Consider the following 21,520-nt stretch of genomic DNA (forward strand, 5'->3'; position numbering starts at 1 on the left):
TCAGCCCTTCTTGCCTGCGGGTCGGGATGAGCGCTTCGCCTTGGCGGCGCCCTTGTCCGGCTTCTCCGGCTTCTCCGGCTTCTCGTGTTTCTCCGGGCTCCCCGGCTCGTCGAGATAACCGCGGGCGCGCATTCTCACGATCGCCTCCCGCCGTGCCTCGCGGGAGCGGACGCTGCCGTTGAGCAGCCCGCCGAATCCGACGATCCGCAGACCGCCGCCGTATTGCACCAGCTGGACGTCCTTGGTGTCACCAGGCTCGAATCGAACCGCGGTGCCAGATGGAATGTCGAGGCGCATGCCGAATGCCTTTTCCCGGTCGAAACTCAAGGCTCGGTTGCTCTCGAAGAAATGAAAATGAGAGCCGATCTGGATCGCCCGGTCTCCGGTGTTGTGCACGGTGAGCGACACTCTTCGCTGTCCCGCGTTGAGCTCGATATTTCCTTCTCCGTAAATGTAAACACCGTCATCCGACATGGAACGTCGCCCTTTCTAGGGAATTGTGCTCGTGCTCGTGGTCATGGTGGTGGTGCGCGGCCCTGCCACCACGGGTCAGGCCGTCGTCGCCGTCCAGGCGCCACCGGCGCTCCGCCGTGGCAACACGGTCCCGGATGAGTGCGGCGAGCCCGGCCGGGCCCAGCAGAGGGCCGGCCGTCCGCACGCCGTCGAGCTCCGGCGCCGTGACGAACGAGGCGGGGACGAGTAGCACGTCCGAGGCCCCGAGCAGGCGGCAGCGGCCCAGGCTCTCCGGCACGTCCGGCCGGCCGCCGGTCAGCGCCACCTCCACCCAGCCGACCGGCAGGCCCTGCCCCACCAGGTGCGCCACCTTGAACAGCTCCGCGTCCTCCTCCGGCCTGCCGGCGGCCGGCGCCGACAGCAGCACGGCCTGCGGCGGTGGCCCGGCGCGCATGACCCTGCCGATCGCCGCCTTGATCCAGCCGACCAGGTGTTCCGTCGAGCCCAGCGGCTCCGCGAGCAGCAGGTCTCCGGGCGTCCGGTCGCGTCCCGCCCAGGCCAGGGTCTGCGCGGCCGTGGCGGCCAGATCCGGGTCGCGGCCCAGCGTCATCGGCACGATCACGGCGCCGGCGTGGTCGCGGACGGCCGCGGCCAGGTCCCGCCCGGCGGCGTGCGCCTCGGTGCCCGGCCCGAGCAGGTCGCGCAGGCTCGCCCCGCCGAGGCTCTCGTGCCCGGCGGCCAGCAGGACGTCGCGGGGCCGGGTCGTCACTTTCCGCCTACGGGATCGTGGCAGGAGACCAGTTTGGTGCCGTCGTCGAACGACGCCTCGACCTGCATCAGCTTGAGCATCCCGCGCACGCCGGGCAGCACGTCGTCGGGGCCGACGACGTTCTTGCCCAGCTCCATGCACTCGGCCACGGTCTTGCCGTCGCGGGCCGCCTCCATGATGGCGGAGCTGATCAGCGCCACCGACTCGCCGTAGTTGAGCTTCAGCCCGCGTTTCCTGCGCTTGTCCGCCAGCTCCGCGACGACGAAGATGAGCAGCTTGTCGATCTCTCGTGGTGTGAGGTTCATTCAGGTTCTCTTTCGGATCGGCGCCTCAGGTGGCGACTCGGTGGATCTTGGCGAGCATCGGGACGGCGGCGAGGAAGACCCAGGTGATCAGCACGAACGGCCACGTGAGGGTGTGGCCGCCGACCACGGCGAACAGGTTGCCGACCCCGGCGGTCAGCGCGGCCGCCGCAGCGGCGCCGATCGCCGCGTAGACACCGCTGACCGGGGTCAGCACGACGAACGTCCCGGCCAGCGCGATCCCGGTCAGCACCGAGTTGTAGCCGTACAGACCGGCTCCGAGGTCGGCCGCCTGAGCGCCGAACGACCAGCCCACCAGCAGCCCGAGCAGGCTGGACAGGAAGGCCACCAGCGCGATCCGCCAGCCGGCGACCAGCAGTCCCACCAGGAAGATGAGGCCGACGTACCACTTGTTCTGGAAGAACACCTGGCCGACACCGTTGAAGGTGCCCTGCCAGACGTCGGTCCAGCTGACCGCCGTGCCGGGGTGGGTCACGGACGGCGCGGTGGTGTTGACGTGCCCGGCCCAGACGCGTGCGAACGACGGCGCGCCGATCACCATGACCGTGGTGATCACGCAGAACGGGGCGGTGAACGTCGGCAGGTTGTACGGGGTGAGCACCGTGACCATGGCCGAGGTGAGCACGCTCCCGGCGATCGCGCCCCCGATGACCAGGAAGACGGTCATCCAGCTGACACCGAGGTAGAGGACGAGGCTGACACCGATCAGCGTTCCGCAGAAGCCTTCGAGCCCGATGGACACCCGGTTCCACGTGACGCCCAGCAGGTAGGCGGTGGCGGTGGCGGCCACCGTTCCCAGCAGCCCGAAGACGCCGAACTGCCAGCCGCCGACGAAGAGCGCGACGATGAACAGCAGGCCGGTCCAGTAGCTCGGCTGAAAATCGACCTGCGCGACGCCGCGCGGAACGGTCAACAGCAGGTCGAGTAGCCGGTTACCGCGTGCCGAGCCGGTTCTGCCCGGCGTGTCCGCCGGCTGCGACGCGGAGCCCATGGCACCAGGCCTCCGTTCTTCCAGAAAACACACGGATAGTGCGGGTCGCACCGTTAAATTCCCTGCCATGGCCCACCGAAAAATAGCGGGGAGTTAATGATCGGCAAAGTCACGAAACTTCGTGTTTGCATCTCCGGTGCTGAGGTCAGGACAGCGGGCAGGGCCTCGCCATATGCCAGTGAGCGGGATTCGGAAGCGCAGCTTGAACGAGGGGGAAGAAATGCCGACCGGTCTGAACACCGGCGATTCTGCCTGGATGCTGGTCAGTACCGCGATGGTGCTTCTCATGACCCCCGGACTGGCTTTCTTTTACGGCGGAATGGTCCGCTCCCGGAATCTTTTGACAATGCTCTACATGAGCTTCATCTGCATCAGCCTGGTGACCGTGGTGTGGTTCGCCTACGGCTACGGGCTCGCCTTCGGCAGGGACGCCGGCGGTGCGGGGCTCATCGGCTGGACCAACTTCCCCGGCATGGCCCCCACCGAGGTGTTCGGGCGGATCCCCACCTACGTCTACGCCGCCTTCCAGGCCACCTTCGCCATCATCACGGTCGCGCTCATCAGCGGCTCGATCGCGGGACGCGCCCGGTTCGGGCCGTGGATCGCCTTCGTCGTCGTCTGGGTCACCCTGGTCTACGCGCCGATCGCGCACTGGGTGTTCGCGCGGTCCGGGTGGCTCAGCAAGTGGGGCGTCATGGACTTCGCCGGCGGCCTGGTCGTCGAGCTGAACTCGGGCATCGCCGGGCTGGCCATGGCGCTCGTGCTGGGCCGGGGCGTCGCCTTCCGGCGCCAGGAAGGGCCCAGACCAGGCAACATCGCTTATGTCATGCTCGGCTTGGGTTTGCTGTGGTTCGGCTGGTTCGGGTTCAACGCTGGTTCGGCGCTGACCGACGGCGCGGTGGCCTCCAGGGCCTTCGTCAGCACCATGATCGCCGGCTGCTCCGCGATGCTGGCCTGGCGGCTGCTGGAATGGCTGCGCTTCCGGCACCTGACCAAGGTGGGCTCCGCCAGCGGCGCGCTCGCCGGGCTGGTGGCCATCACCCCCTCGTGCGCCTTCGTCAACCCCGTCGGCGCCTTCTTCATCGGGATCATCGCCGCCATCGTCTGCACGTACGCGGTGGAGATGAAGTTCGTCGTCGGCTACGACGACACCCTGGACGTCACCGGCATCCACGGCGTGGGCGGCATCGTCGGGCTCCTGTCGCTCGGCTTCTTCGCCACCGGCGAGCTGCGCGGGGTGCCCGGCCTCTTCCACGGCGGCTCGGCCGCGGTGCTCGGCAAGCAGGCGGTCGCCATCCTGGCCGTCGGCGTCTACTCGTTCGTCCTCACGTACGCCATCGGGTACGTCATCGACAGGCTCTTCCGCATGCGCATGACGGACGAGGAGCAGGAGCAGGGCGCGGACCGCAACTTCGCCGAGAGCTGATCCGGATGATCGCGGGAAAGGGGCGGGCATCCAAGCACGCTAGGTGCCTGAAATAAGTACAGGCCAGCCGTGTGGACATTGCCGGAACTATCCCCAGCGCCCGGTTGGCGCACAGTGGTGCCCTCGAACTTCCAAGATCTTACGGAAGGCCCGTTGCCGGTGTGGGAGACCATGAACCAGCATGATTCGGCGGGGCCTGACTTCATCGGCGATGTCGAGAAGCCCTCGTTTGTCGGCGTGGGCGGACAGACGCATCATCTCGATCCGTGCGTTCAGGGGAATTTCCTTTTGTACTCCGCGATCGTTGACGGTCAGGTAGGAGGCCTGCTCTTCAACGAGCCTGAGTAGTCTCGCGCCGCCCGACTCCTCATCCTGATACCCCGACAGGAACAGGGCGCTGCGTGCCTCAGGAAGGATCTTGGCTGCCCATTCCACGGCGGGACCTCCTGTGAGCATGCCTGACGTGGTGATCACAACACCGGAGGTGAACGCGTCCAGGTCCCTGACCCGCGACGCGCGGGCCACATTGCCTCCGAAGATGCGCAAGGGAGTCGATCGATCTGCCGTGATGCGCTCGAAAGAGGATGCGACATCGGCGGCCATTCCATCGATGAGTACGGGAACGTCCGGTAACTGAACGCGCATGATCAGGGCAAGCTCCTGGGCGCGGCCGAGAGCGAAGGCGGGGATGAGGACACGCCCGCCTCCCGCGTGGATCTCCTCGACAGCCCGTATCAGATCCTTAACGCGTGTCTCTCGCTGAACGTGCTCTTCGGCGCAGCAGGTGGACTCCATGACGAACAGATCCGCGGTGCGCGCCGAATCCGGGATGGAATAGCCGTCCACCGTTTCCTGGCGAAATCCAGAGATGTCGCCCGTCACAACGATGCGCTGGTTGCCGGCCTGGACGACCACACCGGCGGCGCCCAGGATGTGCCCGGCAGGGAAGAGTTCCACCGTGACATCACCGATCTCGCGCGGGATGCCATACGGGATTTCCTCACAGCGTTGTGTGGCGGCCTCCACCGCGTCGCGCTGGTAAAGAGCCTCGCCTTCCGCACCCCATCGACGGTGAAGACGCTCTCGCTCGCCCATGAGCTTCGCCGAGTCCGCCCACATCCGGGGCATCAGGGCGTTGGTCTCTGAGGTGGCGATGACACGCAGATCCGGCGAGTGTTCGACCAGGGCGGGAACGTAACCGCAGTGATCGATGTGTGCGTGCGTGACCACGACGGCATGGACAGGATCAGACAGGGCCTGATCGATATCACGTGGTGGAAGCGCCGGATCGCCAGGTCGCAGACCTGCGTCGATCAAAACGCGCGTGTCGCCGGCCTCGATGAGCACACAGGAGCCTCCGATCTCGGTTGCGCCGCCAAGCGGGTTAATCCTGAGATGTCGTTCCCGGGTCACAGTCACCCGAGAAACCTTCGGCTCAAGCGGCGGCGGCATGATGATTGCCTGTAGTGCCGTAACAAGGGTTTCCGGTTCGATTCCCGCGCTACTGGCCGAGAGTGCGACAAGAGGCATGGGCTCGTCCTCAGCCTGAGCCGGACGATTGCGCGGATCCCGCGCCTCCGATCCCATGTCGGCGGAGCCGGGTGATTTCTGCAGGACTCCCAGCAGACTGGACGCCATGGCACGAGGGTCATGGAGCCTGCGTTGGAGGGCCGCAACCTGGACGTCCAACTCCTCGGCTCGCTTTTCCGCGTCCGCGAGTGCGCTGTTCGCAGATTGAAGAGCCGCTTGGGCATGCTCGTGGCGGCCCTTGGCGGTCTCAAGTTTTTCTTGCAGTTCACGGACTCTGTCCTGATGGCGTTTCCGCAGGGTCTGCTGTGTACGGCCCTCCTTCGCCAATTCGTCCACCAGCCGCAGGCCGGCCATGACGGTGTCGCGGTCAGCGGACAGGACCAGCGTGGAGACCGCCTTCAGATCCAGTCGGTCGCGAGTCATTCGCAGACGGTTGCGGACCTGAGCGCGTAGGCCGGGTAGCTTGACCAGAGTGTCGAGGATCAGTTGCCGTTGATCGGAGGCGAACTGCGCAACATCGTGTTCCTGCCTGGCCAGTCCAGGCCGGGACAGGAACACTTCGGCAGCCGCGTGGAGGATCGGTAGGAGCGGATCGGAGATCACTGACCGAGCCCCATCCGCTGCGTGGCCTTCATCAGAACGGGTTCCAGGCGGAGCTTGCCGTCATCTTGGACTACCAGCGCGCCGAGAATTCGCAGCACCTCGACCAGATCCTCGGTGGAGATGTACCCCTCCTCCTGGAGCCCCGCCTCCGACAGCGGATGCGCTCCTTCGTCCGCTCCGGCCAGAGCCAGCAACTCCGCGAGCGTTTCCGAAGTGTCGGCGATATCGGCCTGCTCTACGAGCGTGTGCCATGCGGCGCTGAGCGCTTTGCCGGAGAGCACTCCCGTCGAGCGGACGAACTCCTCCGGCGCTCGGTCCACATACGTCCTGCAAGATTCCAGCGCGTGATCTCGGTCCGCGTTGCTGCTGGTGAGGGCATGGATCACCTTGCTGATGAGCAGCGGCCATCCGCCGGTGGTACGCAGCAGCGTGTCCTGACTCGGCTCGTCCTGGAAGCCGAGACCCGCTTCGTGCATCCACTGGCGGATGGCGGGACGGTTGAACCGCTGGAGCTCGATCAGGTCACCGGTCCCACTTCCTACGGCGTCAGGACGACGACCTGTCGAAAGCCATTCGGAGGCGTGTTCGGGAGGCGCGATCAGGACAACGGAAAGCGTGCCCCGGGTACGTATGGAGATCGCGTTCGCAGCCAACCGTACGTTCGCGTTCGCCTTCCTGTAGGTTAGGCCGGTCAGATCGGCGATCACGATGTTGTGGTCGGATCCCTGGGCCGCCCGTTGTACTGCTCCGTCGAAGGTGAGCCCGCCTATGCCGACCCGGTGAGTCCGTGCCTGTCGACTTGCGGCCTCCTCCAAAGCGGTAGCCACCCGGTCGATCTGCAGGGCGGATGAACCCGCGATGAGGTGCAGCACGTTGCGGGGGCTGAGCAGCAGAGTCACTTGGCTACCGGTCAGCGGGGAGCGTTCGCCGTGGCTCTTGTAGGCGTCCCGGTAGGACTGCGCATCGAAGGAGTCGGGCAGTTCGAATGCTTCCGCCTGTCCGAGTACGGTCTCCACTTCGTCGGCCCCACCCAGCAGGTTAAGAATGTGCGGAGTACGCAGCCTGTAACCTTCGCCGTCGGAAGCGAGGACGCCCAGGTTCACGCACTCGTCGAGCAGACCGCGGAAGCCGTCACTTGTGGACTCCCGGAACCCCTGGAGCCACCACTGCTGGCACTCGTTGCGCAGTTCGTTCGCCGTCAGCGTGACGTCGGTCCCCGCGCCGAGGGCGTGGAACGCCACGGTGTAGGCGATGACCTTGTACCGCTTGTCCAAGTTCAAGGTCCACTCGAACCGATCGCGGAATCCCCGAGCCAGCTTGTTGTCCCGCCAGACTGCGTCCACATCTTCGCGGCTAATTTCGTACGGCAGCGGCGCGTTCGGCGTGGAAATCCGGCGTAGTCGCGTCAGGAGAGCATCGGCGAACAGCTGGATGAGAGCCGGAGCGTTGTTCGCCTCCGCGATGACGCGCGCTGCCAGACGGGCGGGGAATCGAAACCCGAGCGCCGCCAGTGGTTCGGTCAGCAGGTTGTAGGCGTCCTGCGGGTCAAGCGGGCCGACCGCGACGGGCGTCCCCAGATGAGCGAAGGGCTGGTTGGGCAGGCTTTCGAACCTGGCCGTCTGGTGCAGGCCCGCGAAGACGACCTTGACCCGGTGGTCCGTCTCGTGCATGAGGTCACGCAGCGCGATTACGTTGGCGAAGAAGGAGTCCCGCGCATCCTTGTCGAGGAACTCGTCGGCCTCATCCAACAAGATGAGCAACTGCCGTGCGGGGTCACCATCGATCCACTCCCGCACCTTGCGGCAGATCTCCTTAGGGTCGGTTAGAGAGGCCGCGCTCCGCGGCAGGACTTCGGCATCCGCGAGCTTGCCGGCGAGCAGTGGCCACAGGGCAGTGACTTTGGTGACTCGGCCGATGTTCTGGATGATCTCAGAGATGACCTTCCGGTTCACGTCGGTCTCGCGGACCTTTCGCTCGGCCTTGCGCAGCAGCGCCGACTTACCGAGTTGGCGCCCGCCGTACACAAAGGAGGAACCGGTCCGGCTGGTGACCTCCCGCAGTTGGTCCTGCCGCCCGTAGAACATCTCCTCCGGCACCTCGCCGGTGGGCGCATATGGATTGGCTGCGGTGAACGGCGCCAGCAAACTTACCGTCGTTGCCCAGTTCGCGTCCGGCAGGCAGGCCAGGTAGCCGATCGCGGCATCGTCGAGTACCGCCGCTACCGGCGCGGGCCGCCTGCGGCTCAACGTCGCGAGCTGACGGCGCTGCTCAGCGGAGAGGACGCCGAAGTACAAGACCACAACGGTCTGGTCCTCTGGCTGGTCCTTCAGCGACTCGATGACCTGCTGCGGCCCTGGAGGCTTCCATACCAGAAGCAGCCGGAGACGATTGCCGGACGGGCTCATCCGGGATCCGAAAGTGGGTAGTAGCGGATCACCGATGGGATTCACTTGGCTCAGCGTGATCCACTGCCGGTTCTGCTCCGGGTCGGCCGCGTCCTGTTCGCCCTCGATGCCGATCATCTGCAGGATCGCCGCGATCGCGGATTTGAAGTTTCCGGCGGCCTTCGGCCCCTGGGCCACGGTCCGCCAGAGGCGTAGACCGTTGTCGGCGACCCGGCGGCGGCTCAGCGGAATCCCGGAAACTGACAGGCCGGTTCGGCTCAGGAGTCCGTCAAGATCGGGATCGGTGATCTCGCCGCCGGTAGCGAGGGCACCCTTGAGTTTCTGCAGCCATTCCCCTCCCTCTCGGCCACGCTGCCGCCCACTTACCTGAGTGGATATGTCCTCGAAGGCCTGAGGAAAGTGGGGGAAGAACTTCTCCAGGTGATCGACGGCGCTGGAGATCTCGGGAAGCTCCTTGCCGGCTTTCGCCTGGGCTGTGAACTCGCGGGCAGTAGTCAGGTCCCCAATTTCGACAAAGCGTCTGATCCGGTCCTGGACCGCTGCCACGTCGGAGTTGTCAGCACTCAGTGTCCGGAGCCGGTTTTGTTCTGCGGCGATCTCGTCGGCGTGGACTTGAGCCACAGCCTCTTCCAGCTCGGTCAGATGGTCTGCGATGGCGCCAAAGTCCTCCCGTTCGTCGCTGCCGAGAGCGTGGAGCCTGGCGGAGAAGTGAGTAGAGACCACTTCGGACAGCACACCGTCCCGGCGCCACTGCGCGATGCGGTCCTGGATATCCTCTATCCGGATCGTGCGCTCGTGCCTGGCGGAGTCGACCAGTTTGTCCCGGCGCTGCCGGAGCTCAGTGGCATGCACTTGGTCTTGGCGCGTCAGAACGTTGAGAAGCGCACGCGTACCCTCGTGATCGCCCAGGGCCGCGCGGGCTTCGAAGGCCGCACGCCAGTCGCGGTTGTCCGGCGTGCAGAGGGACACCAGCTCGTCCAAGGAGGGCTTGGTCCGCGGAGTGAGCGTTTCCGCCGCAAATCGGATTGTCGGTGAGAGCAGTAGGTCGCCGTTGAGCACGTGAGCGGCGAGCGGCTCCGCCCGTTCCAGTGGACCGCCGTCCAGGAGACGCAGAGTATTGTCGATCAACCTCTTAGCACCCACTGCGGCGGCGGCGATGAGCGGGTCGGATGAACTCACCAGGGCTGTGAGGTCCTCCTGGGCATGCTCCTTGTTCTCGGCGACAATCGCGCGCAGGTCGTTCAGGTGCTTGACGATCCACGACACACCGGAGTCGTCGGTGCGCGACGACTCTGCCTCGCGTGCGGCCGTCACCCAGTCCGCCACGATTCCCAGAGCTTTGTCGATCTTCTCGATCAGCTTGGCGCGTGCCCCGGAGTGAATGCGGGTGCTTCCCCGTACCTTGGCCGTCTCGTCGATGAGGCGGTTGATCGCGGTCCCAGCCCGGAGCTTGTCAAGTTCCTGGTTGGCGTCGCGAGCCATGGAGGCGTCGTCATGGGCTGCGATGGCGAGCAGCTTGCCTAGGCCAGACGAATCGGCCTGGAGCAAGGTTTTCCACACTTCCGTGGCCAATGCGAATTTGATCTTTTGGGAGGGTCCCTCATTGAGAAGTTTGGCGGCGGCGGTGGAAGCGTCGATGCGATTGGCCTCCGCCTGCGACGTGTCGTGCATCCGCCCTGACAACCCGGGCATCAGATACGCGCCGGCCCGGGCCATCGTGCTGAAGCCGTCGCCGTAGGCAGCCAGGCCAGGGTAGGAGGACAAGGCAGGTGAGAGATCGTCGAGCAGTTGGGCGGCCTCCGGCGTCGGCTGGATCAGCCCGGTGCGCAGCGCGGCGGCCCAGGCCAGCAACTGCCCGGCGGAGTCGTCGCCGAGAGCCTTCATCGACAGGCCGTCGGCGGACTCGGCGAACGCGGCCGACAGCCGACCGGCGAACTCGCTCATCTCGGCGGCGATCGCGGCGCATCGCCTCACGTTCACCTCCGCGGACGGTCTACCAGCGGCATCACGAATCCAGGCCGCCAGCCCGAACCGCCCGGTGCGCAGGGCGAACGCCTCGGCGTCTTCTGCACTACCGCTGATCGTCACCGCATCGGCTGGGGCCATGGATGCCACGGGAGGCTCGGCGGAAGCGACCTCTCGAAACGTTTCATCCACCGGCGGGCCGCTCACCTCGGCCTTGGGCTGCCCGGACGGCTTCTTCTGAAGTTTGTCACTGATGATGGCGTCCAGAGCGGCCAACTCATCCTCGTCTGTGGAGACGATGGTCGCTTCCGCTCCGGAGGGCGGGCCGAGCAGTTCGTCCGAGGTGGTTGTCGCGCTGCCGCCTTCCTCCTTCGAGGGATCCTCGGAGGAGGGCTCAACCTCGAGAGTGGACGAAACGTCGTGCACTCCGTCTGCAACGGTCAGCCATCCGCGCGCGACGGCAGTGAGCAGCGGTATCCAGGTGAGAGGAGCATCCCGTTGAAAACGTTCCTCCAGTTCGATGATGTGCGGGGCGGCGTCGGGATCACCAGTCAGCCGGATGAGCTGCGCCAGGATCTGCACAATAGGAGACTCCGCCAGAGCGGCCTCGCGAACCTCCTGGAGCAGGTGATCGAGCGGGGGAGGGCCGCTGATGCGAGCCAACGCGAGGATCTCCTCGCGTTGGGAGTTCGCCGACTCGAGATCGTCGAGTACCTGCTGAAGGGCTTCCGTGGTCGCCTCGGGGATCGTGGCACCGTGTTCGGTTTCGAGTTTGTCGCGCAGGCTGTCAAAGTCCTGGACGCCCCGCAGAAGAAGGTCGAGGTCCTGGTCGAGCGGTCTGCCGGTGGCGGTGAATGCTCGCTGGACGCGGTCCGCAGCGGCTGCGGCCACCTGGAGCGCCTGGCGCAGGGATGTCAGCTCCGCGCGCAGTGCCCGCGTTGGGTCGCCCTTCTCAGGCGTTTGTTGAGCTTTCGTTGTCATTTCGCTGATCTCCTGCTCGGCGGCCTCGACAGGCTCCGGTTTGGTGTCTACCAGACTTCCGGAGATGTTCGTGGGCAGCGATGAAGCGATGTCCCGCAGATCAAGCAGAGAGATCGGGACCTCGGGAAGCTCTGGATGGAGATCGCGGAGCTGTGACCAGGCTGAGCAGACTGCGTTGCTCGCATCCTGTCCCATATGCCTGGCGGTTCCGGTGAGCAACCCGAGCGCGAGAGCGGACAGCGGCTTCGCTTGTCCGTACATCTCAGCCACCATGAGCGCGACCAGGGGGGCGGGTAGCTGCGTAGTGTGCCGCAGGGCGGCCGCGAAACAGCAAGAACGGGACAGAACGCTCTTGGCATCATCGACACTCAGCAGGCTGACGCAGTCGTCCTTTGAGAGTTCGTCATGATTGTCAAATCCGTCTTCAATGGGTGCGCTCAACACACCGATGAGCGAGCTTCGCCGTCTCCTGTCGTTGCCCCGTAGGACGCGCTCCAAGCCGGTGGCTACCGACTTGCTGATCGAGCGTGGATCCCGAAGCCCGGTATGGCTGATGATCGCCTTGCGGAGCTGCGGTGGGTAGGAGCGGACCGCCATGAGATCGTCAGCGCCGACTCGTGCCGTCACATCGGCGAGAACCACATCGGCATGAGCGAAGGCTGGCAGGGCACTGATGTCGCCCATCGGTGCAGGATGGAGGCACTGCCCGCGCTTTTCGATACAGTGTCGCTGCGTCACTGATCTCGCCCTTCCATTGCCGTGCACATCAAGGAGATCATTGCTCTCGCGCGCCTTCGCGAGTAGGCGAAATGCTCGATCTGTTATTGATCGTTCACAGTGTGTTTCGTGTTTCGGCCCGAGTGGTCACAGTTGCATCGCCCCGTCGGTGACTGCTTGGTGCAGGTGAGGACGATGACGGTGCTGACCTTGACCTTGCTGCCGGCGCGGTGGGACTGCGTGGTGACGGTCCAGTTCTCAAAGGAGGACCACGAAGCTGTCGGACTCGTCCTGAGAGCCGAGCTGATCTCCTTGCACTCGTCCCAGCCCTTATCGATCAACCACTGCTGGGCCAGTGCGGTGTTCTGGCCCTTAAAGGCGGCCATTGTCATCTGCCGGGGCTTCTCAGTTTCCGGCGAGGGCGGCCCGATTTTTACCAGCTGTGTACCGCTCTCGGCCTTGCGGGTCTCGGAGGCTGCCGGGAGGGTGGTCCTCACCGGCCCGTGAGTCGCCCTCCGGCCGATCGCCATGGAGCGATCCGGACGACGAGCGGGACGTCCACGATGTCCTGAGGACTGACGACATCGTGTTCGACAAGACCGTCCGCGCAACCGCTGACCAGCACATCAGCGTGCGTGAGCTGGCCGACTTGGTAGGCTTGCGCCGCTGCGGACTGGTCGAGGTGGAACTGACGGGTGAGGACGGCGCAGCTCCCAGAACGGTCGGTGAGCAGGGCAGCACTTCCTACATCAGATGAACGAACAGAGCGGCCCGCAGGCGGTCGGCGCGCGATCCAGGGGGGCTGGAGTTTTGGCGAGCGCGGCGGGAAGGTGCAGTGCAGCGACGTCTCCTGGGCCCCGATCATCAACCTCCGTCGTCGGCCGACGCGTTGAGCTAGGTGCGGTTGATGAGGTCGATTGAGTCCCCGAAACCGAGGGTGATGGAATCGACTCGCTACTTCCCGTAGTCCACGGTCCCGTGGTCTCGAAACACGGAACGCGGGCCAGGAACCTGTCCTGACCCGCGCCCGCGAATGGTGGACGATACTGGGATTGAACCAGTGACCTCTTCCGTGTCAGGGAAGCGCTCTCCCGCTGAGCTAATCGTCCGTGTTGAGTTGTCTCATATTGAGTGATCACTCAGAGCGGAAGACGGGATTCGAACCCGCGACCCTCACCTTGGCAAGGTGATGCTCTACCACTGAGCCACTTCCGCGTGGCACTGCTCGCTCTTTACTTTAGCGGATCCTGGGGGTCCGCTGTCCGCCCGAGGTGGAGACGGGATTTGAACCCGTGTGGACGGCTTTGCAGGCCGCTGCCTCGCCTCTCGGCCACTCCACCAGGAGTGTTGAACTCCGAGCGGAAGACGGGATTCGAACCCGCGACCCTCACCTTGGCAAGGTGATGCTCTACCACTGAGCCACTTCCGCGTGTCTCCGGCGAGGTGCCGGTCCACGGGAAAACCATATCGTCTTCGCGGAGTGCCCGGCGCGTCCTGACCGGGACAGGGCCGTGTTCCGGCGTGATTCAGCGTGATCTGGCGTGGGACTGAGAAGCTGACCGGATCACGCGGACGTCCTCGGCCATGACGAACGCGATGCGGTGGCCGAGCTGGATCTGGTGGAAGCGCTGGGAGCCCTGGACGGTGACGTGCCGGGCCGGGACGAAGGAGCCGGTCGCCTGGTAGGAGCCGGGCAGGGTGAGGCCGAGGGAGTAGGACTGGCCGGGGCGGATCACGTACGGGAGGGCGACCGGCTGCTGGTAGGCGGCGCGCGTGCCCATGTAGGCGGATCGTTCGGGGTAGGCGCGGCCGTAGACCCTGACGCGCCCGTCGATCGGGGTGACCAGCGGGCCCCTGGCGGGCACGGCGGTGGGCCGGTCGGGCGGATTGTGGAACCACGCCTTCTGGCCGAGGTACCAGATGGCCGTCCAGTCGCCCTGGGTCCCGGCGAGGGCGAACCGCTGGCCGGTCGAGGCTCGCGCGCTGTGGTCGTACACGCTGCGGGTGCTGGGCCGGCCGACCCGCTTGCCGATGTCGTCGATCAGCGGGGCGTCGGCGCGCGGCTCGGTGCGCAGCCACACCGTCGAGGCGCCGTGCGGTTCGCAGCCGGTCTTGGAGCAGCCGGTGAAGCGGGGCAGGTGGGTCTCGTAGTCGGGCCGGATGACGACCGAGGTGCCGCGGCGGGAGCCCTCGATCGGGCTGCCCATGAGGTCGAAGTAGTGGGCCCAGTCCCAGTAGGGGCCCGGGTCCTCGTGCATGCCCGGCAGCGCCTCGGGCGTGGTGCCGGGCACGGTGTCGTGGCCGAGGATGTGCGCCCGGTCGATCGGGATGTCGTAGCGGGCCGCGAGGTAGCGCACCAGCTTGGCCGACGCCCGGTACATCGCCTCGGTGTACCAGGTGCCGCCCGTGGCCAGGTAGCCCTCGTGCTCGATGCCGATCGAGCGGGTGTTGACGTCCCAGTTGCCGGCGTGCCAGGCGATGTCCCCGGTCCGCACGTGCTGGGCGACGTGCCCGTCGCGGGAGCGAACCGTGTAGTGCCAGCTCACGTACTCGGGGTCGTGCACGAGCTTGGGCAGCCCCGTGTAGGCGCCCTCGGTGTCGTGGATCACGATGTAGTCGACGCGCCGCGCGCGGTCGAGCCGGTCGTGGTTGCCGTAGCCGCCGCCGCTGGTGCGCCGGTAGGCGGCGGGCATCCACTCGCAGGCCAGCGTGGCGGGGCACTCCGCCTCACGGGCCGGGCCCGCCTGTGACGCCGGGCGCGCGCCGGGGTCCGGCTCCAGCCGGATCCGGAAGCCGTCGTCCGTACGGCGGGCCGCGCCCTCCCGGATGACCGCGAACACCTCGTCGGCGAAGGCGGGGGAGCCGGAGTAGCGGGTGACGGCGTCGTGCCAGTCGGCCGGGTCGGAGCTCTGGTGTGGCTGGTAGGAGGCGAGGACGGCGGCGCCGCCCCTGATGTTGGCCGCCGGGTCGGAGCGCAGCCTGGCCGGGGGCAGCCCGGTCAGCCGCGCCGCCTCCCGCAGAGTCGCCTGCTCGGAGACGGGCGACGCGGGCGTTCCAGGGCCGACGGGCGCCGCCGCATGTCCGCCACCTCGCGCGGCGCCGGCGTCCACCAGGTGCATCGGCCCGTAGCCGCCGCTCATGCTGGGCTCGCCGGCGTTGACGTCCCAGCGGGACTCCAGGTAGGAGACCCCGAGCAGCACGCTGACCGGCACGCCGTAGTCTCTGGCCGCCGCGGCGAACTCGGCCTGCCGGCCGGGCTGGCTCGGCCCGGCCAGAGCGCTCGCGGCCAGTCCGGCGACGACCCAGTGCAGCATGAGAACCCCCACGTAACGGCTTCACTCGATTACCCGCCGTAACCATTCCCCGAAAGGGATGGGTCAGACGTGACGGATGATGCGGATGAGGCCGACCAGCTGACGGCCGTCCGGAACAGTCGCCTGCGGCGCTTGGTGAAAGGTTGGGGACGTCCGGGAGTGCTCTAGGCGCTAATCCTGCCCGATTTCGGGCAGGACCTTGGCATGTCTCGTCTCTCATGCGTAGTGTCCTCGTCTGTGTCCATGGCACGGCATCCCTATGAGGACCTCATCGCCCATCTGACCCGCACCAGCGGGCTCGGCTCGGGCGAGGCGGCGCGCGTGGTGGCCGACGTGCTGGCGTACTTCTCCGAGGCGGTCGAGGAGTTCGTACGGCGGCGTCACTCCGAGCTGAAGGCTCACGGCTTCACCAACGACGAGATCTTCCCCAGGGTCGCCGCGGAGCTGCGGGGCCGCCCGGTGGCGGCGCCCGAGCTGTCTCTGCGGCAGCTGCGCCGGATCGTCTACGGATAAGCGGACAGAGGAGACCTCGGATGTGCGGAATCGTCGCCTACGTCGGATCGAAGGACGCGGCGCCCATCCTGCTGGAGGGCCTGCAGCGGCTGGAGTATCGCGGCTACGACTCGGCGGGTGTCGTGGTGTCGAACAAGGGCCTCAAGCTGCGCAAGGTCAAGGGCAGGGTGGCCGATCTGGCCAAGGTGGTGCCGGCCAGGTTCAAGGGCGGCCTCGGCATCGGTCACACGCGCTGGGCGACCCACGGCGTCCCCAGTGATCTCAACGCGCATCCGCACCTGTCGACCGACGAGCGCATCGCGGTCGTGCACAACGGCATCATCGAGAACGCCGACGAGCTGCGCGCCAAGCTGGTCGCCGACGGGGCGCTGTTCGCCTCCGAGACCGACACCGAGGTGCTGGCCCACCTGATCGCCCGCACCGCCGAGGAGACCGAGACGCTGGAGGAGGCGGTCAGGAAGGCGCTCAAGAGCATCGTCGGCACGTACGGCATCGCGGTGATCGACGCTCAGCGGCCGGGCGAGGTCGTGGTGGCGCGCAACGGCAGCCCGATCGTGCTCGGCATCGGCGAGAAGGAGATGTTCGCCGCGTCCGACGTGGCCGCGCTGGTCCGCTACACGCGCCAGGTCGTGCACCTGGAGGACGGCGAGCTGGCCGTGCTCAAGGCCGACGGCTTCCACACCTTCGCCAGCGACGCCCGCGAGACGGCCAAGGAGCCGCTGACCGTCGACTGGGAGGCCGGCCACTACGACACCGGCGGTTACGAGCACTACCTGCTCAAGGAGATCTCCGAGCAGCCCGACACGGTCTCTCGCACCATGCGGGGCCGCCTCGACGAGCGCTTCCACATCGCGCACCTGGGCGGGCTCAACATGGACGCCCGCGAGACCAGGTCCTTCCGCCGGGTGAAGATCATCGGCTGCGGGTCGGCCTACTACTCGGGCCAGATCGGCGCCCAGCTGATCGAGGAGCTGGCCCGCATCCCGGCCGACGCCGAGCCCGCCAGCGAGTTCCGCTACCGCAACCCGGTCGTCGACCCCGACACGCTGTACGTCGCGATCAGCCAGTCGGGCGAGACCTACGACACGCTCGCCGCGGTGCAGGAGCTGAAGCGCAAGGGCGGCCGGGTCATCGGCATCGTCAACGCGGTCGGCAGCGCGATCGCCCGGGAGGTCGACGGCGGCGTCTACCTGCACGCCGGGCCTGAGGTGTCGGTCGCCTCGACCAAGGCGTTCACCTCCACGTCGCTGGCGTTCGCGCTGCTCGCGCTGCACTTCGGCCGGGTGCACGACCTGTCGCCGGCCGACGGCCGGCGCATCTGCGAGGGGCTGCGCCGGCTGCCGGGGCAGATCGAGGAGATCCTGGCCCAGGGCGACAAGATCGCCGAGCTGGCGCTGAAGTACGCCAAGTATCCGAGCATGATGTTCGTCGGCCGGGTGCGGGGTTACCCCGTGGCCCGCGAGGGCGCCCAGAAGCTCAAGGAGATCTCGTACGTGCACGCGGAGGCCTATCCGGCCAGCGAGCTCAAGCACGGGCCGCTCGCGCTGATCGGCCCCGAGATGCCGACGGTCGCGATCGTCCCCGACGACGAGCTGCTCGACAAGAACCTCACCACGCTCGGTGAGATCCGCGCCCGCGGCGGCCAGGTGCTCATGGTGGGCCATCGCGAGCCCGACGCGAAGCTGGCCGACGACGTGATCGTGGTGCCCCGCAACGAGATCGAGTTGGACCCGATCCTGCTGACGATCCCCCTGCAACTGCTGGCCTATCACGCGGCCGTCGCCCTCGGCCGCGATGTGGACAAGCCACGCAATCTGGCAAAGAGTGTCACAGTCGAATAAATCCACATGGCACTATGGCCACAATCCGACAAAATTCTCGTTAATCCTCGAATAGCGACTTAAGCTCCTCATGTGGTCGAGTTCGATCCTCAGGCTCCCAACCTTGCGCGAATGTACGACTACATGCTCGGCGGCGATGACAACACCGCCGTCGACCGCGAGGTGACCGACCGGCTTGCGGCCCTGTTCCCGCAAGCCGTTCCACTCGCGCGGACCAACAGGGAGTTCCTGCAGCGGGCGGTGCGCTACCTCGCCCAGGCCGAGGTCGGCCAGTTCCTCGACCTGGGCAGCGGCCTGCCCACGGGGGGGCACGTGCACGAGGTGGCCCCCGGCGCCAGGGTCGTCTACGTGGACCACGACCCCGTCGTGGCCACGCGGGCCAGAGACCTGCTGGAGGAGTCGGGCCGGGCCGTCCTGGTCCAGGCCGACCTGCTCGACGCCGGCGAGGTGCTGGAGCGCGCCTCCGCCTACCTCGACCTCGATCGGCCGGTCGGCGTGGTGCTGGCCTCGGTGCTGCACTTCGTGCCCGACTCGGCCGACCCTCAGCGGATGGTCGCCAGGCTGCGCGACGCGCTGGCGCCCGGCAGCCATCTGGTGATCACGCACGCCACCTCGGTCGGGCGGCTGAGCCCCGAGGACGCGGCCAAGGTGGTCTCCCGCGGGCCCTCCGGCGCCGGGGCCGACCGGACCCCGGCCGGCATCAGGGCGTTCTTCGGCGACTTCGCGCTGGTCGAGCCGGGCCTGGTGAACGCCCCCGACTGGCGTCCGGACCGGCCGAGGCTGGTCGGCGCGCCGTCCACGTCGTCGTACCTCATGGCGGGCGTCGGCGCGAAGCGATAAGTCCGGTTTTCGGGATCATGGGTTATCGCGACCCCGATGTGTGACCGTACGTGATGTGTTAATAACCTGTAGTAATAGGAGGTCTGCCGAATCCCGTGGAGGCACGTCATGCGCCGACGGCACTTCTTCGCGCTGGGACTCGGTGTCGCGGCGTGCGCGGCGGGGTGCGGCACCGAGCGCGGCGTGCCCGCGAGGCCACGGGAGCCGTTCTCCGTCACGCCGGCCACCGACAGGCTGGAGGGCGTCGTCCAGGCACTCGTGCGGGCCGGCGGACGGGCCGGATTCACGGTGTCGGCCCGGCCGGGAAGGTCCGGCCCGGCCACCCCGATCACCGTCACCGGGCTGTCCGTCCTGGCCGCCGCCGAGCTGAACGGCCGGCCCGGCCTGCTCGACACCACGACCCCGCTGGCCAGGCTGGTCGGCGACGTCGAGGTCGTGGTCGTGCCCGCCCACTCGCGGTTCAAGGACTTCGACGAGTTCGGCGCCCACCTGCTGGCCCAGCCCGAGCAGACGCTGCTCGCCGGCGGCCCCCAAGGAGAGCCCGACCACCTGCTGTTCGGGCTGATCGCCCGGGGGCTGGGCGCCGACACCCGGCGGGTCGACTACACCGGCTATCCCAGCGCCGTCGGGGCGGCCACCGCGCTGCTCGGCGGCCGGGCCGCGGCCGCCGCCGGCACGCTCCCCGACTGGCGCGGCAGCATCCGCATGGGGCTGGTCAGGCCGCTGGCCGTGTCCTGCGCCAGCCGGGTCGACGGCATCGACGCGCCGAGCCTGCTGGAGTCGGGGGTGCGGGTCGACTTCTCCGACTGGTGCGCGGCGGTCGGGCCGTCCGGCATGACCGAGGAGAGCCGCGCCTCGGCCCTCGACCTGTGCGAGACGGTCGCCGATTCGGCCGCCTGGCAGGCCACCTGCCGCACCCGAGGATGGAGCTCCATCCCGCTCGCGGGTGACGACTTCAAGGTGTGGCTCGCCTCCGAGGTCGGCCGGACCCGGGCGGTGCTCCGCGATCTCGGCCTCCTCAACACGCCGGGCACCACGTGCTGGGGTAGCTGCGGGAACGGCCACTAACGGCGGGTGTCCAGACGCGGCGCGTGCTGTCCAGGATCGGGCACAGGTGGGCGCTGGCCCGGCATCTGGTGGAGCCGTCCCGCCACGTACGGCTGAGGCCCGGCCACGGCGGTAAATGCGTGGCGTGGCCGGTGATCACCCGGTTACCGTTGAGGACATGCAGCATGACGGCCCTGAGCGATCAAGGCCGCGGACCTTGGTCTGACCGGCGGGAATGGCGCCCCCCGGCTGGATCCGGTCCTTCGTTCCGGGCCTGGCCCACGCCAGCCGGCCCGGAGCCCACGCCGCTCTGGCCCAACTGGCAGAGGCGCCACATTCAGGATGTGGAGGTTCGGGGTTCGAATCCCCGGGGCGGCACCCTCGGACCTGTTCCTGGTGGGGACTCGTCGTCAGGCGAAGAGGTCAGCGGTCCACGATCTCGTTCTTCCCGATGACCACGACGCCGCCCCGGGTCAGGGCGAAGCGGGTGCGGTCGTAGTCGAGGTCGAAGCCGATGCGGGCGCCGTCGGGGATCACCACGTTCTTGTCGATGATGGCCTTGCGCACCACCGCGCCCCGGCCGATCTTGACGTTCTCCATCAGCACCGAGTCCTCGACCAGCGAGTGGGAGTGCAGCACCACCTTCGGCGAAAGGATCGACCTCAACGCCGTGCCGCCCGAGACGATCACGCCGGGGGAGACCAGCGAGTCGATCGCCCGGCCCACCCGGTCGCCGTCGTTGTGCACGAACTTGGCGGGCGGCAGCGGGTCGTGACCGGTGTGGATCGGCCACTTGTCGTTGTAGAGGTTGAAGATCGGGTGCGCCGAGATGAGGTCCATGTGGGCCTCGTAGTAGGCGTCGAGCGTGCCCACGTCGCGCCAGTAGCCCCGGTCGCGCTCGGTCGAGCCGGGCACCACGTTGTGGGCGAAGTCGTAGACGTCGGCCCCGCCCGACTTGACCAGCATGGGGATGATGTTGCCGCCCAGGTCGTGCTTGCTGGTGGGGTCGAGGGCGTCCTCGCGCAACGCGTCGATCATGGACTGGGTCTTGAACACGTAGTTGCCCATCGAGGCGAACACCTCGTCGGGGGAGTCGGCGAGGCCCACCGCGTCCTTGGGCTTCTCCCGGAACGCCACGATGCGGCGCCCCTGCGGGTCGGTCTCGATCACGCCGAACTGGTCGGCCAGCGCCAGCGGCTGCCTGATCGCGGCCACCGTCACGTCGGCGCCGGAGTCCTCGTGCTGTTCGAGCATCTGCCGGGGATCCATCCGGTAGATGTGGTCGGCACCGAACACGATCACGTGATCGGGCATCTCGTCGTAGATCAGGTTGAGGTTCTGGAACAGGGCGTCGGCCGAGCCAGAGAACCAGCGCGGGCCCAGGCGCTGCTGCGCGGGCACCGGCGTCACGTAGTTGCCGAGCATCGCCGACAGCCGCCAGGTGCGCGAGACGTGCCGGTCGAGGCTGTGGTTCTTGTACTGGGTCAGCACGACGATCTGCAGGAAACCGCCGTTGGCGAGGTTGGACAGCACGAAGTCGACGAGCCGGTACATCCCCCCGAACGGCACGGCCGGTTTGGCCCGGTCCGCCGTAAGAGGCATGAGCCTCTTACCCTCTCCACCAGCCAGCACGACCGCAAGCACCCTCCGGGACCTCATGTCCAGGACGCTACCCCCAAATCGCCGATCTATCGACGAAACCCCACACTGGCTCTCTTCTTGGGCGCGACGCTGCGGACAGGCGGCCCCGCGCCCCGTGCCGTACGTCGCGTGGGGTGGATATTTACCGGCTTGTCGGTGTG

The 21,520-nt window shown here is 67.3% G+C and carries 15 protein-coding genes and 5 tRNA genes; 8 read left to right on the forward strand and 12 right to left on the reverse strand.

Annotated elements, in window-relative coordinates; all coding sequences use genetic code 11:
- The 4 genes from ureB to AB0I38_RS29705 are packed head-to-tail and all read right to left on the reverse strand — an operon-like array spanning nucleotide 1 to nucleotide 2,536.
- Complete coding sequence (gene ureB, locus AB0I38_RS40440) at nucleotides 1–474, reverse strand: urease subunit beta (RefSeq protein WP_436838791.1); 474 nt, start codon at nucleotides 472–474, stop codon at nucleotides 1–3.
- Nucleotides 464–1,222, reverse strand: a complete 759-nt coding sequence (locus AB0I38_RS29695; protein WP_358484756.1) for a sirohydrochlorin chelatase — start codon at nucleotides 1,220–1,222, stop codon at nucleotides 464–466. Before AB0I38_RS29695 ends, ureB begins: the two co-directional genes overlap by 11 nt.
- Nucleotides 1,219–1,527, reverse strand: a complete 309-nt coding sequence (locus tag AB0I38_RS29700; protein WP_358484765.1) for an urease subunit gamma — start codon at nucleotides 1,525–1,527, stop codon at nucleotides 1,219–1,221. Before AB0I38_RS29700 ends, AB0I38_RS29695 begins: the two co-directional genes overlap by 4 nt.
- 25 nt (nucleotides 1,528–1,552) lie before the next feature.
- A complete protein-coding gene (locus AB0I38_RS29705; RefSeq protein ID WP_358484773.1) occupies nucleotides 1,553–2,536 on the reverse strand; it encodes an urea transporter in 984 nt (327 codons plus the stop codon).
- Between the two features lie 256 nt (nucleotides 2,537–2,792).
- On the opposite strand from AB0I38_RS29705, the gene AB0I38_RS29710 reads away from it, so the two are divergent.
- The gene (locus tag AB0I38_RS29710; RefSeq protein WP_358484780.1) at nucleotides 2,793–3,962 is read left to right on the forward strand and encodes an ammonium transporter; all 1,170 of its coding nucleotides are present in this window, start codon (nucleotides 2,793–2,795) and stop codon (nucleotides 3,960–3,962) included.
- An 87-nt stretch (nucleotides 3,963–4,049) separates the two neighbouring features.
- Here the strand turns inward: AB0I38_RS29710 and AB0I38_RS29715 are convergent, their stop codons facing one another.
- Both AB0I38_RS29715 and AB0I38_RS29720 read right to left on the reverse strand, forming a co-directional pair.
- Nucleotides 4,050–6,095 (reverse strand): MBL fold metallo-hydrolase, encoded by a 2,046-nt coding sequence (locus AB0I38_RS29715; RefSeq protein ID WP_358484795.1) that lies wholly within the window; start codon nucleotides 6,093–6,095, stop codon nucleotides 4,050–4,052.
- Nucleotides 6,092–12,130 (reverse strand): hypothetical protein, encoded by a 6,039-nt coding sequence (locus AB0I38_RS29720; protein ID WP_358484805.1) that lies wholly within the window; start codon nucleotides 12,128–12,130, stop codon nucleotides 6,092–6,094. Before AB0I38_RS29720 ends, AB0I38_RS29715 begins: the two co-directional genes overlap by 4 nt.
- Nucleotides 12,131–12,358: 228 nt before the next feature.
- Between AB0I38_RS29720 and AB0I38_RS29725 the strand changes: the two genes are divergently transcribed.
- Nucleotides 12,359–12,670 carry a hypothetical protein gene (locus AB0I38_RS29725; RefSeq protein WP_358484810.1) on the forward strand — a complete coding sequence of 104 codons (312 nt, stop codon included), beginning with the start codon at nucleotides 12,359–12,361 and terminating at the stop codon, nucleotides 12,668–12,670.
- Between the two features lie 79 nt (nucleotides 12,671–12,749).
- Nucleotides 12,750–12,920, forward strand: a complete 171-nt coding sequence (locus tag AB0I38_RS29730) for a hypothetical protein (RefSeq protein ID WP_358484817.1) — start codon at nucleotides 12,750–12,752, stop codon at nucleotides 12,918–12,920.
- 277 nt (nucleotides 12,921–13,197) lie between these two features.
- Here the strand turns inward: AB0I38_RS29730 and AB0I38_RS29735 are convergent.
- The 5 genes from AB0I38_RS29735 to AB0I38_RS29755 form a co-directional block, all read right to left on the reverse strand.
- Nucleotides 13,198–13,272, reverse strand: a tRNA-Val gene (locus AB0I38_RS29735).
- Nucleotides 13,273–13,306: 34 nt separating this feature from the next.
- Nucleotides 13,307–13,378 (reverse strand) — tRNA-Gly (locus AB0I38_RS29740).
- 54 nt (nucleotides 13,379–13,432) lie between these two features.
- Nucleotides 13,433–13,503: transfer RNA gene (locus AB0I38_RS29745), tRNA-Cys, on the reverse strand.
- A gap of 17 nt (nucleotides 13,504–13,520) precedes the next feature.
- Nucleotides 13,521–13,592, reverse strand: a tRNA-Gly gene (locus AB0I38_RS29750).
- Between the two features lie 97 nt (nucleotides 13,593–13,689).
- Complete coding sequence (locus AB0I38_RS29755) at nucleotides 13,690–15,477, reverse strand: N-acetylmuramoyl-L-alanine amidase (protein ID WP_358484829.1); 1,788 nt, start codon at nucleotides 15,475–15,477, stop codon at nucleotides 13,690–13,692.
- Nucleotides 15,478–15,720: 243 nt separating this feature from the next.
- Between AB0I38_RS29755 and AB0I38_RS29760 the strand changes: the two genes are divergently transcribed.
- The 5 genes from AB0I38_RS29760 to AB0I38_RS29780 all read left to right on the forward strand — a co-directional run bounded on the left by AB0I38_RS29760 (nucleotide 15,721) and on the right by AB0I38_RS29780 (nucleotide 20,096).
- Nucleotides 15,721–15,990: a hypothetical protein gene (locus AB0I38_RS29760; RefSeq protein WP_358484840.1), complete on the forward strand. Its 270-nt coding sequence runs from the start codon at nucleotides 15,721–15,723 to the stop codon at nucleotides 15,988–15,990.
- Nucleotides 15,991–16,010: 20 nt separating this feature from the next.
- Nucleotides 16,011–17,831: a glutamine--fructose-6-phosphate transaminase (isomerizing) gene (glmS, locus tag AB0I38_RS29765; RefSeq protein WP_358484848.1), complete on the forward strand. Its 1,821-nt coding sequence runs from the start codon at nucleotides 16,011–16,013 to the stop codon at nucleotides 17,829–17,831.
- A gap of 72 nt (nucleotides 17,832–17,903) precedes the next feature.
- Nucleotides 17,904–18,671 (forward strand): SAM-dependent methyltransferase, encoded by a 768-nt coding sequence (locus AB0I38_RS29770; RefSeq protein ID WP_358484857.1) that lies wholly within the window; start codon nucleotides 17,904–17,906, stop codon nucleotides 18,669–18,671.
- A 108-nt stretch (nucleotides 18,672–18,779) separates the two neighbouring features.
- Nucleotides 18,780–19,739 (forward strand): tripartite tricarboxylate transporter substrate-binding protein, encoded by a 960-nt coding sequence (locus tag AB0I38_RS29775; protein WP_358484873.1) that lies wholly within the window; start codon nucleotides 18,780–18,782, stop codon nucleotides 19,737–19,739.
- Nucleotides 19,740–20,022: 283 nt separating this feature from the next.
- Nucleotides 20,023–20,096: transfer RNA gene (locus AB0I38_RS29780), tRNA-Leu, on the forward strand.
- Between the two features lie 45 nt (nucleotides 20,097–20,141).
- On the opposite strand, the gene glgC is transcribed toward AB0I38_RS29780, so the two are convergent.
- Entirely contained in the window at nucleotides 20,142–21,377 is a 1,236-nt protein-coding gene (gene glgC / locus AB0I38_RS29785) for a glucose-1-phosphate adenylyltransferase (RefSeq protein WP_358484884.1), read from the reverse strand.
- Nucleotides 21,378–21,520 lie beyond the last annotated feature (143 nt).

Origin of the sequence: Nonomuraea cavernae (genome assembly GCF_040655715.1) — a bacterium.
Taxonomy (GTDB): domain Bacteria; phylum Actinomycetota; class Actinomycetes; order Streptosporangiales; family Streptosporangiaceae; genus Nonomuraea; species Nonomuraea cavernae_A.

Bases quoted from the DNA above. Each gene is read 5' to 3' on its own strand.
- glgC (WP_358484884.1), bottom strand. From the start codon at position 21,377: ATGAGGTCCCGGAGGGTGCTTGCGGTCGTGCTGGCTGGTGGAGAGGGT.
- AB0I38_RS29775 (WP_358484873.1), top strand. From the start codon at position 18,780: ATGCGCCGACGGCACTTCTTCGCGCTGGGACTCGGTGTCGCGGCGTGC.
- AB0I38_RS29700 (WP_358484765.1), bottom strand. From the start codon at position 1,527: ATGAACCTCACACCACGAGAGATCGACAAGCTGCTCATCTTCGTCGTC.
- AB0I38_RS29705 (WP_358484773.1), bottom strand. From the start codon at position 2,536: ATGGGCTCCGCGTCGCAGCCGGCGGACACGCCGGGCAGAACCGGCTCG.
- AB0I38_RS29720 (WP_358484805.1), bottom strand. From the start codon at position 12,130: ATGGGCGACATCAGTGCCCTGCCAGCCTTCGCTCATGCCGATGTGGTT.
- AB0I38_RS29725 (WP_358484810.1), top strand. From the start codon at position 12,359: ATGACGGTGCTGACCTTGACCTTGCTGCCGGCGCGGTGGGACTGCGTG.
- AB0I38_RS29760 (WP_358484840.1), top strand. From the start codon at position 15,721: ATGGCACGGCATCCCTATGAGGACCTCATCGCCCATCTGACCCGCACC.
- AB0I38_RS29710 (WP_358484780.1), top strand. From the start codon at position 2,793: ATGCTGGTCAGTACCGCGATGGTGCTTCTCATGACCCCCGGACTGGCT.
- glmS (WP_358484848.1), top strand. From the start codon at position 16,011: ATGTGCGGAATCGTCGCCTACGTCGGATCGAAGGACGCGGCGCCCATC.
- AB0I38_RS29755 (WP_358484829.1), bottom strand. From the start codon at position 15,477: ATGCTGCACTGGGTCGTCGCCGGACTGGCCGCGAGCGCTCTGGCCGGG.
- ureB (WP_436838791.1), bottom strand. From the start codon at position 474: ATGTCGGATGACGGTGTTTACATTTACGGAGAAGGAAATATCGAGCTC.